The organism is Deltaproteobacteria bacterium (genome assembly GCA_016178705.1).
GTDB lineage: Bacteria > Desulfobacterota > Binatia > HRBIN30 > JACQVA1 > JACOST01.
Genome location: JACOST010000006.1, coordinates 92,085 through 104,395, shown reverse-complemented (window position 1 = coordinate 104,395; position 12,311 = coordinate 92,085). Strand labels below are relative to the sequence as shown.

Annotated in this window: 12 protein-coding genes; all 12 read right to left on the bottom strand. The window is 62.1% G+C overall.

Translation table 11 applies throughout. The annotated features are described in order from the left end of the window. Positions 1 to 35: 35 nt before the first annotated feature. Positions 36 to 563, bottom strand: coding sequence for a hypothetical protein (locus HYR72_02980; protein ID MBI1813921.1), 528 nt, complete (start codon positions 561 to 563; stop codon positions 36 to 38). A gap of 95 nt (positions 564 to 658) precedes the next feature. Then, positions 659 to 1,753 carry a hypothetical protein gene (locus HYR72_02975; GenBank protein ID MBI1813920.1) on the bottom strand — a complete coding sequence of 365 codons (1,095 nt, stop codon included), beginning with the start codon at positions 1,751 to 1,753 and terminating at the stop codon, positions 659 to 661. Positions 1,754 to 1,788: 35 nt separating this feature from the next. Beyond that, positions 1,789 to 2,085: a hypothetical protein gene (locus HYR72_02970; GenBank protein MBI1813919.1), complete on the bottom strand. Its 297-nt coding sequence runs from the start codon at positions 2,083 to 2,085 to the stop codon at positions 1,789 to 1,791. A 103-nt stretch (positions 2,086 to 2,188) separates the two neighbouring features. Next, the gene (locus tag HYR72_02965; protein MBI1813918.1) at positions 2,189 to 3,322 is read right to left on the bottom strand and encodes a hypothetical protein; all 1,134 of its coding nucleotides are present in this window, start codon (positions 3,320 to 3,322) and stop codon (positions 2,189 to 2,191) included. Continuing rightward, entirely contained in the window at positions 3,319 to 4,398 is a 1,080-nt protein-coding gene (locus tag HYR72_02960) for a hypothetical protein (protein MBI1813917.1), read from the bottom strand. Before HYR72_02960 ends, HYR72_02965 begins: the two co-directional genes overlap by 4 nt. 145 nt (positions 4,399 to 4,543) lie before the next feature. Continuing rightward, positions 4,544 to 6,022, bottom strand: a complete 1,479-nt coding sequence (locus HYR72_02955; GenBank protein ID MBI1813916.1) for an NADH-quinone oxidoreductase subunit N — start codon at positions 6,020 to 6,022, stop codon at positions 4,544 to 4,546. Between the two features lie 31 nt (positions 6,023 to 6,053). Further along, complete coding sequence (locus HYR72_02950; GenBank protein ID MBI1813915.1) at positions 6,054 to 7,547, bottom strand: NADH-quinone oxidoreductase subunit M; 1,494 nt, start codon at positions 7,545 to 7,547, stop codon at positions 6,054 to 6,056. 26 nt (positions 7,548 to 7,573) lie between these two features. Further along, entirely contained in the window at positions 7,574 to 9,619 is a 2,046-nt protein-coding gene (gene nuoL / locus HYR72_02945) for an NADH-quinone oxidoreductase subunit L (GenBank protein ID MBI1813914.1), read from the bottom strand. Positions 9,620 to 9,724: 105 nt separating this feature from the next. Next, positions 9,725 to 10,027 (bottom strand): NADH-quinone oxidoreductase subunit NuoK, encoded by a 303-nt coding sequence (nuoK, locus tag HYR72_02940; protein ID MBI1813913.1) that lies wholly within the window; start codon positions 10,025 to 10,027, stop codon positions 9,725 to 9,727. 5 nt (positions 10,028 to 10,032) lie between these two features. Then, positions 10,033 to 10,539, bottom strand: coding sequence for an NADH-quinone oxidoreductase subunit J (locus HYR72_02935; GenBank protein ID MBI1813912.1), 507 nt, complete (start codon positions 10,537 to 10,539; stop codon positions 10,033 to 10,035). Positions 10,540 to 10,551: 12 nt separating this feature from the next. Beyond that, positions 10,552 to 11,115 (bottom strand): NADH-quinone oxidoreductase subunit I, encoded by a 564-nt coding sequence (locus HYR72_02930; GenBank protein ID MBI1813911.1) that lies wholly within the window; start codon positions 11,113 to 11,115, stop codon positions 10,552 to 10,554. Between the two features lie 7 nt (positions 11,116 to 11,122). Continuing rightward, on the bottom strand, positions 11,123 to 12,310 hold the full coding sequence (nuoH, locus tag HYR72_02925) for an NADH-quinone oxidoreductase subunit NuoH (protein MBI1813910.1): 1,188 nt from the start codon (positions 12,308 to 12,310) through the stop codon (positions 11,123 to 11,125). Position 12,311 lies beyond the last annotated feature (1 nt).

Genomic DNA, 12,311 nt, shown 5'->3' with positions numbered 1-12,311 from the left:
GCGAGACTGCGAGCTCGAGACCGATCGTATGATGCTCACGGCTCGATGCGCAGATTCGGATGATGGCGCCAGAAGTACGCGCCCATCGCCGCCGCGGCGAGGAGGTTGCCGAACAGCACGGCGGGCCACGCCAGCGCGCTCACGACATCTTGCGCGACCGTCATCGTCAGCACCACGAAGCCGGACTCGAACACGACGAAGAGGAGGAGAATGCCGAAGCCAAGATTGGGGTGAAGTTCAGCGACCCGCAACAGCCGAGAAACCGCAAAGCCGATACCGAGAAATACCAGCGCGTGAATCCAGGTGAACAACATCGCCATCTCGAAGGACGGGGCAAGCGTGTCGGGGGAGGTGAGACCTGCACCGTGGCGGAACACCCAGATGCCGAGCACGGTCGGCGTGTACAGCGGCCGGCCGCTGAGGCTATCGAGCAGGAGAAACCACAGGGCGATGGTGGCGGCGCCGAGCAAGCCGGCGACAATGCCTTGTTGATCGACGGTGGAGGTTGCAACGGTCTCGCCTTGAGAGCGACCGCCGAGAGTTTCGCCACTGACCAAGGCCATGACGGACTCCTTTCCGGACGATTACAGTCGCCCGCTCACCACCACTCACACGCGCATAGTCTGATCCGCGCCCGACACCGGGTCAACGCCCCAGTTCAGGGGAGCTGGATGACATCGACGCGGTCGCTGATGCCCTGGTAATGGACGTTCACCGCCGCGCTCGCTTCGGGATACGCTTCGTACAAAGTGCCCAGCAATCCGTGACCCCCGGCGGCGATGCCGTGAATGCGGGTCTGCCCGCTCATCGTTCCGGCGATGCCGACGTTGAAGATGGACCGTTCGGGTTGCGTCGTGTCGAGGCGCGACAGCGCGCGCATCGCGAAGCACTGCACGGTGGTGCTGGTCGAGAAGCGTTGCTCGAATTCGTTGAACACCAGCATCTGCGCAATGATGCTGGCCGGCACCTGCAGGTTGTAGTCGGCAGCGCAGGGGGTCAACACGATCACGCTCTGCACCGGGTTCCCCTCGATCATCGCGCCATCGAAGAGGTGGTTGACGATCAGCGTGTTGGGACAGGCCGCATACTCCTCGCCCAACCGTAGGGTGTTGTCGCCGTTGTTGGCTCCCGTCACCGCGGGAATGCCCACGGCATTGTCACGGGTCACGTCGAGCAGATTTCGACCGGGCTGAACCGTGGTGGCGGAACCGACCAAGACGTTGCGGTCGCTCGGACGGTCCTGATCGTCGACCACGACGCAGCGCAGTTCGCCGACAAAGGGAATCTCACTCACCGGCGGGATACGCGTGCCGACGTTGCTCTGGCCGCCAGGGCCGCGCCGGGTGCGACCATCGAGCGGAGCACAGTCATCGTCGGACATCTGATCCGGCTGGCACACGACCAAGCCATCGGAGGCGACCCATGCGATCGGCTGGCGTGCGGTGAGCTGCACGCGGAAGTCGGTCTCGTTCCACCCCGGCAGGCACAACCCACCGCGGCACTCGGCGCCGCTGGAGCACGCGTCACCACTGTTCGAACAGTGACCGTTGGCGTTGACGTAGAAGCAACGCGCCGACACCGGGTCTTTCGAGGTGTTGCTCAACTGAATGAGAGTGTCGGTGGGAGTCTGGTCGTCCACGAAGATCAGCGGATACACCACCAAGGCCGCGGGCTGATCGGACGCGATCTGCGCCTTGGCCGCGGGGGCCGCCAACACGCAGATGATCATCAATAAGGCTCGGCGCAACGTCATCGTTCCCCTCCTCCGTACCCGTACCATCACCGCACTCACCGTTGGTGTCTGAGCAGGCTATTGACGATGCCGGGGGCCAGATCGTCGACGCATTCGCAGGTCACGTCCGCGCTGCATTGGCCGCTGGCCGCGCCATCGGTGCCTGAGAGACCTCCGGCGCAGGGCAACTCGGCGAGCTTGCACGTCTGTCCCTCAGGACAGCTACCGCCGCAAATGTCGGCGGCACCACCGGTCGAGAAGTTGTTCACTATGTCACACGTGAAGGCGCCAATGGCCGCGGGCGAGGCTAACGTTACCAGCCCCACTGCGATCAGCCCTACAAGACCAGACATCCGCACTCGATTGATGGCCACCATTCGCCCCCCTCCTTCAGCGTCGGCTATTTTCGACGGCCAGCGCCGGAAGTCAAGCCGAAACACTGCCCAGCCCGCGGGCCTACGGAAGATTGATGATGTCGACGTGATCGCTCACGCCTTGGAAATGCAGATTCGCCGCGGTGCTGCGATTGCCGTGCGAGTCAAAGAAGACGCCAAGCAGTCCGTGACCTGCAGCACCGACGCCATGGATGCGGGTCTGTCCGACCAATGTGCCGGAGACGCCGACACTGAAGATCGACCGATTCGGCTGCGTGGTGTCGATGCTGGACAACGGCAGCGACAAGAAGCACTGCACTGTGGTGCTGGTGGAGAATCGCTGCTCGAACTCGTTGAACACTAAGAATTGCGCGATGACTTTGGCTAGATTCTGGTCTTGCAACACGAAGTCCTCGCTGCACGGTACCAGCGCGAGCAAACCCTCGATGGGGTCGTTGGTAACAGGGTCCACCGCGCCGTCGAAGAAGTGGTTGAGGATGAGCGTGTTGGGGCACGCGTTGTACTCCTCACCAAGGACCAAGCGATTGTCACCGTTGTTGGCGCCGGGGATCGCTAGGATGCCGATCGCATTGTGCCGGGTCACGTCGAGGCATCCACGCTGACAGACTTCCTCGGTCGTCGTCGAACCGACCAGCACGTTGCGCTCGACCGGATGGTCTTCATCATCAACGGCGATGCACTTGAGCTCGCCGACGAATGGGTCTTCCGCCACCGGCGGTACGTGAGTCGGCACGTTGCTCTGCCCGCCCGGGCCGCGGCGGATGCGGCCATCGAGTGGGATACAGATATCGCTGGGGATTTCGTTCGGAGCGCAGCGCCGCAGCCCTTTCGAGGCCACCCATGCGAGTGGTTGCCGCGGGGTAATGCGAATGCGGAAATCCGTCTCGTTCCAGTCCGGCAAGCACAAGCCCCCACCGCATTCGGCACCGCTGGAGCAGACGCGGCCGCTGTTCGTGCAATGACTGTTGGCGTTGACATAGAAGCAGCGCACGTTCACCGGCTGGTTCGAGGTGTTGCTCACCTGAATCAATGTGTCGAGACAATCGTCCCCCGACACTGCGATCATTGGAAAGACGAGAATTGCGGCCGGCTGGTCGGAGGTGATATCGGCGCGAGTTGCCGAAGCGACACCGAGCAGTGCCATCAGCACCAGCGTGGGTGCGAACCATCGTGCATGTCGACGCTGGTCGCTCATCGTCGAGGCAGGCTCCGCAAGATACCGGTCACCGCGGGGCACGTCGGCGTCGGCTGTGGCGCCGGTTGATTGTTGAAGAATCCGGTGTCGGCGTCGCCGGTGGTGTCAAGCACCGTGCGGGCGCTGAGACCCGCCGTGCACGTGCCGCCGTCGCAATCACCGCCCGAGCACGCGTGTGTATCGTTGGTCCCACCGACGCAGGTGCCCGTCACCGAGAACCCGGAGGCGCTGAGACCGAACGCCTGCATGCCCTCGACGACAAACACGATGATGTCGGAGGTGTTGTGCAGTAGGAAGCCGTCGACGGCGCTGGCTTGAGTCGCTCCGCCGCCGTCGTTGCCGACACGCGTGTTCTTCGTATCGTCCAGGGTCACATTCTGTGTCAGCACCTCGCCGCCGGCGTTCGAACAGGTTCCGCTACATGCGCCGCACGCACCAGTGTCGGCACCGCCATTGTTCGCCGAGTCGCACGGAATGCCGGCAGCGCACGAGCCCCCGCCACACGTGGCTCCTGCGGAAGTCGTCGGCGAGCCCACCGGATTCGGGAACACGATCGCCTGCACACCGATCGACGTCGTCCCGCCGAGGCGGCGGCTCACGGTGACCTTGGCTGCAGCCGGGACGAAGGTTGCTCCGGACCCGCTCGATGTCGTGATCGCCTGCAACGGTTCGCCCGAGGATCCGTCGAAAGTCACGGAGCGAACACCGTCGGGCAGCGTCAGGATGCCGTTGCCGCTGTTAGCCGAGCTGTCGAAATTCGAGAGCGCGACGTCATTCGACGAGAAACCGGTCAGAATCTGCGTGCGTTTGATCTTGCTCAACATCCCGTCGGGCAACGTGACGCCGCTCGATGCCAGCGAAACCGAAGTGAGCACCGGATCGGTGAGACTGACGGTCTCGTTGAGCGAATTGGCCGAGCCGGTGGTCAACATGATGCTGGTGACCTGCGCGCCGATGCCCGAACCGGCATCGATCTTGACGACGTAGTAGAGCTTGTTGTTGTCCGAAACAAAGAACTGCTGGTCCATTAGCGCAACGGCTTGCGCCGCGCACGCGGCGACGATCGCTATCGCCAAGCCAACTGTTCGATGTGTTTTCCGCGTGAGCATTGGTTCTGAACTTCGACCCGCTGCGCGAGAGCGGTTACCATGCCGCTCTAGATACCGGAACTACGTCCGGACGAGAGGGTTGTCAACCGGAAATGCGGGGGGGGGGAACGGGTCAGCCGACGAAAAAGTGCAACGACCGTTCGACGAAACCCATCACCGGGCTCCAGTAAACGCCCAGAGTCAACGTGGCGCCGGCGAGGAGCCCGAGCACCACGCCGTCTTGCACACCAACCGTCACCGCCCCTTCGTCGCCCGTTGGCTGATCGAGGAACATCGCTCGCACGATGCGCGCGTAGTAGTAGAGCGACACCACACTGTTGACCACGCCGACCACCGCCAGCGCGTAGAAGTGCTGCTGGATGACGGCGGCGAAGAGATAGAACTTGCCGATGAACCCACCCATCGGCGGCAGCCCCGCGAGCGAGAACAGAAAGATCGCCATCGCCACGGCCGGGAGCGAGCCGCCGCGCCAGGCGAGGCCGCGGTAGCCGTCGATGTCTTCGCGCCCGGTGCTGTTCGCTACGATCATCACCACCAGGAACGCGCCGATGTTCATCAGATAGTAGGCGATCAGGTAGAACAACATCGCGCGCAACCCCTCGTTGCTGACCACGACGAAGCCCATGAGGATGTAGCCCGCGTGCGCGATGCTCGAATAGGCCAGCAGGCGTTTGAGATTCGTCTGCGACAGCGCGGCGAGGTTGCCGAGTGTCATCGTGATCATCGAGAACACCAGGACGAGTTGCGGCCATTCGATGCCGGGGAGCGCAGTCCACGCGCCGTTCGGTCCCAACTGCGAGATCGCCGGATAGAAGAAGCGGATCAGCAGCGCGAATCCGCCGGCCTTCGAACCGACCGAGAGAAATGCGGTGATCGGAATCGGCGCGCCTTGGTAAACGTCCGGCGCCCACATGTGGAACGGCGCGGCGGCGATCTTGTAGCCGAAGCCGGCGAACGTCAGCACCAAGGCGACGAACAGCGCGAGCTGATTGCCGGTGCTGTGGCTGAGCGCGGCGTTGATCTGCGCGTAGTCCATGCTGCCGGCCAAACCGAAGATCCAACTCATGCCGTAGATCATCGTGCCGGAGGCGACGCCGCCGTAGATGAGATACTTCAGTGCCGCCTCGCCCGAGCGCCGGCTGTGTTTGATGATTCCGGTGAGGACGTACGACGTCAGGCTGACAAACTCGAGCGACAGGTACGCCATCAACAGATTCGACGCCGATGCCATGAAGAACAGGCCGAGCAGGCTCGACAACAGGATGCCGTAGTACTCGCCCTGGCTCGACCGCTGCACTTCGCGCGACGACAGCGACATCAAGATCGTCGTGATCGTCGCCAACGAGAACACCACCTTGAAGAAGATCGCGAACTGATCGTGGACGATCATGCGATTGAACAGCCACGTATCCGCCGAGCCCGATACGCGCGCCACCGCCACGAGCGCCACCGCGGTACCGACCAACGCGATTTCGCCCAGCCGTTCCTTGGCCTTCAGCACCAGGTCGCCGATGAACACCACCAGGATCGTGGTGGCCAGCACCAGCTCCGGCACAAGGTACGCCAGGCTCTGTACGTTATCGAGGCTCATCGCGCAGTCGGCCGATCTCCGGAGAGACAACTCACCCGCTCACCGCTACGGCGTGCGCAACGATCTCGTTGAGGTTCTGCAACGATTGGGTCATCAGATCGAGCACGGGGGCGGGATAGACGCCCAGGATGATCACGATGACGCCCAGCGGGATGAGCGTGAACAATTCACGTCCGTTGATCTCCGGCAAATCGGCGTACTTCTCGTTCACCTTACCGAAGTACATGCGCTGCATCGTCCACAGCATGTAGCCCGCCGTCAGCACCACCGCGGTCGCGGCGATCACCGTCAGCCCTGGCGACGCTTGCCAGGCACCGAGGAGCACCAGCACTTCGGAGATGAACGCCGAGAGACCCGGCAACCCCATCGCGGCGAAGAACGCCAGCGCGGTGACGCCGGTGTACAGCGGCATCGTCGTCGCCAGCCCGCCGAAGCCTTCGATCTGCCGATGATGCGCGCGGTCGTAGATCACGCCGACGAGCAAGAAGAGCATGGCGGTGACCGTGCCGTGGTTGAACATTTGGAGCACCGCGCCGTTGATGCCGAGCTGCGTGAACGAGGCCATGCCCAGCATCACGTAGCCCATGTGGCTGATGCTGGAGTAGGCGACCAGCTTCTTGAGGTCCTTCTGCGCCATCGCGCAGAGCGCGCCGTAGACGATGTTCCAAGTCCCAAGCGCGCCGAGGAAGTAGTACGCAAGGTCGGCAGTGGCGAGCGGCAAAATCGCAAAGTTGACGCGCAGGATGCCATAGGTGCCCATCTTCAGCAGCACGCCGGCGAGAATGACCGAAATCGCCGTCGGCGCCTCGACGTGCGCGTCAGGCAACCAGGTGTGGAACGGGAAGGCCGGAATCTTGATCGCAAAGCCGACGAAGAACGCAAGCCAGGCGATGGTCTGGAACTCGCGGCTGTACGTGCCGTTGTTGGCGATCAGCTTGGTCATGTCGAGCGTGTGCGGATCGTTGTAGAAGTACAACGCCAGGATCGCCAGCAACATCAGAGCGCTGCCCACCAGCGTGTAGAGGAAGAATTTGATCGCGGCGTACTCGCGTCGCGGGCCGCCCCAGATGCCGATGAGGAAGTACATCGGCAGTAGCATGACTTCCCAAAAGACGAAGAACAGCAGGAAGTCGAGCGCGACGAATACCCCCATCATCCCCGCATCGAGCAGGAGGAAGAGCGCAAAGTATCCTTTGACCGCTTTGTCGATCCCCCACGACGCGAAAATGCAAATGAAGCTGAGCAGCGCGGTGAGCAACACCATGGTGACGCTGATGCCATCGACGCCGATGAGATACTCCGCCTTGAACGACCCGAACTCGATCCAGGTGGCGCGCTGCATGAGTTGGAAGCCCGCCTGCGAACGATCGAAGTTGGCGAACAGCCAGACCGCCATCAGCAATGGCGGCACCGTGGCAATCGCCGCCGTCCACTTGATCAAGTTGTGCCGATGATTCGGCAAGCACAGCACGACCGCCATACCGGCGACTGGGATGAAGGTCATGTAAGTCAGAATATTCGCCATGGTTCACACCTTCGAACTGTTCCCCGTCACATGACGCGATAGAGCAGAATCACCACCGTCGCCACGGCGATCACATAGAGGTAGCCGTTGATGCTGCCGGACTGCAGCTGCCGTACCCGTGATCCGACGCCGAGCGTCACCGTCGCTAGCCCGTCGACCGTCCCGTCGATCACATAGGTGTCGAACAACCCATTGAGCCACGACCCGGTGCGGACCACCGTCGCGGCGCCGTTGACGAGGAAGTCGACGACGTACGTATCGAAAGCCGAGGACACGCGCGACAAGAACATGGTGAAGGCGATCACCGTTGCCGCATAGAATTCATCGACGTAGTACTTATTGTACGACCAGCGATAGAGCGTGCCGTTGGCGAGGTTCGCGAACGTATCGACCGGCAGCGTCTTAGTGAGATACATCGCGCGCGCGAGCAGAAAGCCCACGGCGGCGCAGCCGACCGACGCGGCCATCAGCAGGTACTCCATCGACGCGCTGCCGTGTTCGGCATGGCCGCCATGACCACCATGACTGAACAGCGGTTCCAACCAGTGCTCGAAGCGATTGCCGCCGCCGAGCGCCGTCGGCCATCCCAGCAAGCCGCCAAACAACGCGAGGCCCGCGAGGACCACCAGCGGGTAGGCCATCGACGGCGGCGACTCGTGCAGATGTTCTTGCGTGTGATGATCCGCGTGGCACTCGCCGTAGAAGGTCATGATGACTTGGCGCGACATGTAGAATGCCGTCATCCCGGCGCCAGCGAACCCCACCAGCCACAGCGGCGTGCTGCCGTGCTCGCTCGAGAACGCCTTCCACAAGATTTCATCCTTCGAACAAAATCCCGACGTTAGCGGGAAGCCGGCGATGGCGAGCGTGGAGAGCACGAACGTCCAGTGCGTGATCGGCATCCATTTCTTCAAGCCACCCATCTTGCGCATGTCCTGTTCGCCATGCATCGAATGGATCACGCTGCCCGAACCCAGGAACAGACAGGCTTTGAAGAAGGCGTGAGTCACCAAGTGAAAGATGCCGGCGGCGTACGCGCCGACGCCCATCGCCAGGAACATGTAGCCGAGCTGACTCACGGTGGAATACGCCAGCACGCGTTTGATGTCGGTCTGCGTCAGGCCAATGGTGGCCGCGAAGAATGCGGTGAGCGCCCCAATCCAGGCCACCACGTGCAACGTCGTCGGCGCCATCGAGAACAAAAAATTGGTGCGGCCGATCATGTAGACACCGGCGGTCACCATGGTCGCAGCATGGATCAGTGCGCTCACAGGAGTCGGACCCGCCATGGCGTCGGGCAGCCACACGTACAACGGAATCTGCGCCGACTTGCCGGTGGCCCCGACGAAGAACAACAGCGTCACCGCCGTCGCCACGCTCATCGAGCCGATCATCTGCCCATCGAGGAGGTGCGCGTGCTCCTGCAACTCCCGAAAGGTGAGCGTCCCGTGGCCGAGGTTGTTGAGCGTCCAGAACAACAAGAAGGCGCCGAGCGTGAAACCAAAATCGCCGATGCGGTTGACGATGAATGCCTTGCTCCCGGCGCTCGCATTGTTGATGTCGGTGTACCAGAACCCGATCAGGGCGTACGAGCACAGCCCGACGCCTTCCCAGCCGACGAACATCAGGAGCAGGTTGTCGGCCAGCGCCAGCGTCAGCATCGCGAAGGTGAACAAATTCAGGAACGCGAAGTAGCGCCAGTAGGATTTCTCGTCGTGCATATAGCCGGTCGAGTAGATGTGAATCAGGCCACCAACTCCGGTGACGACCAGGATCATCACTGCCGACAGCGGATCGACCTGGAAGGCAACGTTGACCCGCAGCGAACCGACGCTGATCCAGGTCCAGAGATGATCAAGCAACAGTCGGTTCTCCGCCGGCAACTGCATCAACTGCACGAACGCGCGCACCGAGATGGCGAACGCGATCAGCAGCGGCGTGCAGGCAATCAGGCTAATCGCCTTCCTGCCGGCCACGCGCTGAATCGCCGCGCCCGGCACGCCGTTGAGGAACGCGCCCAGCAACGGGAGGAACACGATCCAGCGTAAGTAGTCGACGTTTACCGGCTTCATGGTTTCTGGTTTGTGGTCTCTGGTTTGTGGTCTCTGGTCCGTGGTTTGTGGCCTTTGGTCTTCTCCTCAACCAGAAACCACAAACCACGAACCAGAGACCCCGGGCTATCCGCGCAGGGTCTCGGTGGCCTCCAGGTCGATGGTTTGAAACGTCTGGTAAATGCCGAGCACGATGGCCAGTCCGATGGCGGCCTCGGCTGCAGCTAGCATGATGACGAAGATCGCGAACACCTGACCGTCGTACCCGCCCGAGCTGAACCGCGCAAAGGCGAGGTAGTTGATGTTCGCCGAATTCAGCACCAATTCGACGCCCATCAGCACGCCGATCGCATTGCGCCGCGTCAGCACGCAGAAGAGGCCGAGCGAAAACACCAGCAGACTGACAATCAGGTAGTGGGTCAAGCCGATCGTCATCAGTCGACTTTAAGTTCTTTGCGCGACAGCACTACGGCCCCGATCAAGGCCGCGAGCAACACCATCGACGCCAGTTCGAACGGCAGCAAGTAGGTGGTGAGAAATCCATCGCCGATGGCGTAGGTAGTCGGCTGCGGTGTGCCGGCTTCGACCGTATGCCACCCACCGCCGAGGATCGCCTTGGCCATCACTGCGCCGATCCCGCTTAGGATGACGAGCGCCGGCAGCGTACCGACCGAGCGATTCGAGACCCGCACGTCGGCGATCCGATGCGTCAGCATCACGGCGAACAGCATCAGCACCAAGATTCCCCCGACGTAGACCAGCACCTGCACCACCGCGATGAAATCGGCCCCGAGCATCACGAACAAGCCCGCGGCCCCCATGAACGTACCCATGAGGGCGAAGGCCGAGTAAACAATGTTGCGCGAAAAAGCAACGCCGACGGCAGAGCCGACGGTGATGGCGGCAATCAGATAGAAGACCAACGCGCTCATCGTGCGAATCAACCCGTCGCGTTACTGCGGTTCCGTCTCGCCCGGCGTCGCCCCTTCGGGCGCCGCGAACTCGCCGACGTAGCGCAGGCCGCGATCAAGCAGCGGCTTGATCTCCGGATCGTCCTCCGGACCCTTCTTCGGCTTATAGGCAATCACCGGATCCTTCACGAAGCGGCGCACCAAACTCTCGAGAGAGAAGTCCGACCCTTCGAACTCGGGCGTGTGATGGATGGAACCAGTCGGACACGGCTCGCTGCAGAGCCCGCAGTACATGCACTTCGCCATATCGATGTCGAAGCGGGTCAGCACCATTGCCTTGGTCTGCGGATCCTTCTTCGAGTCGATGACGATACAATCGATCGGGCACGCCCGCTCGCACGCCAAGCAGCCGGTGCAGATTTCCAGATCGACTTCGAGGATGCCTCGATAGCGAAACGGCAGCGTGTCCTGCACGCGCACGTCCATGCGATCGGGGTACTGAATGGTGAACGGCTTACGCACGAAGTGCGAGAACGTCACCGCCAACCCTTCGAAAACCGTGCTGGCGGTTTCGACGATGTTGCCGAGGTAGGTGCGCTTCTTCATCGGGTCCTCAAGACAGCGGGCTCCACTGCATCTGCGGCCGAGCGCGCCGGAGGTGGAAGGCCACGCGCGAGAAGAAGTAGCCAACAATCACAAAGCCGAGCAGCGTCAGCGCCGCCTCGGCGAGGCGGCTGCCGTGCGGAAAGATGAGGGTCCAGACCGCTTGGCCGATCAGATTGATGAACGACATCGGCACCAGGTACTTCCAGCACGTGGTCATCAACTGGTCGACGCGAATGCGCGGCAACGTCGCGCGAATCCACATCGCCACCAGCACCCAGAAGTATGACTTCACGAAGAACGTGACGAACTGCAGCACGTTCATCACCACCACGTTGTCGCTAACGGGGGGCACTTGCCAGCCGCCGAGGAACAGCGTCGTCAGCAAGCCGCCGATCACGTAGAGATTGCCCCACTCGACCAAGAAGAACATCAAGTAGCGCACGCCCGAATATTCGGTGACGAAGCCGGCGACCAATTCCGATTCGGCTTCGGGCAAATCGAATGGCGTCCGGTTGCCTTCGGCGAGCGCTGAAGTGAACAGGATGAAGAAGGCGACGAACGTAAACGGGCTGTGAAAGACGAACCAGGTGTGCGGCGCCCAGCTCTGCGCCTTGATGATCTCCTGCATGCTGAGCGAGCCGGTGATCAGCACGATCGGGAAGATCGACAGCCCGGCGGGAATCTCGTAGCTAACGATTTGCGCCGCCGAGCGAATGCCACCGATGAGCGACCACTTGTTGTTCGACGCCCAGCCCGCCATCAAGATACCGACGACGATCAAGGCGGTGACCGCCGTGATGTAGATGACCCCGACATTCATGTCGGCCACCACCAGCGCGCTGCTGAACGGCAGCACGACGAAGGTCGTCACAAACCCCATCACCACAACGTAGGGCGCCATGCGGAACAGGCGCGGGTCGGCCTCGCTCGGAATCACGTCTTCCTTCATTAGCAGCTTGATGCCGTCGACGAGCCACTGCAGGATTCCCTGCGGCCCGACACGGTTGGGACCGACGCGCGACTGAATCCGCGCCCACACCCGGCGCTCGATGAAGGTGGTCACACCCGAGACGTTCAGAATAAACCCGAGCACGACGATCAGCCCGAACACCAGCATGCCCAACGCGTACACAACGTCGTAGGGGATGCCGGCGAAATAGCCTTGCGCCATCCAGCTATCGAGCAGTTCTTGCATC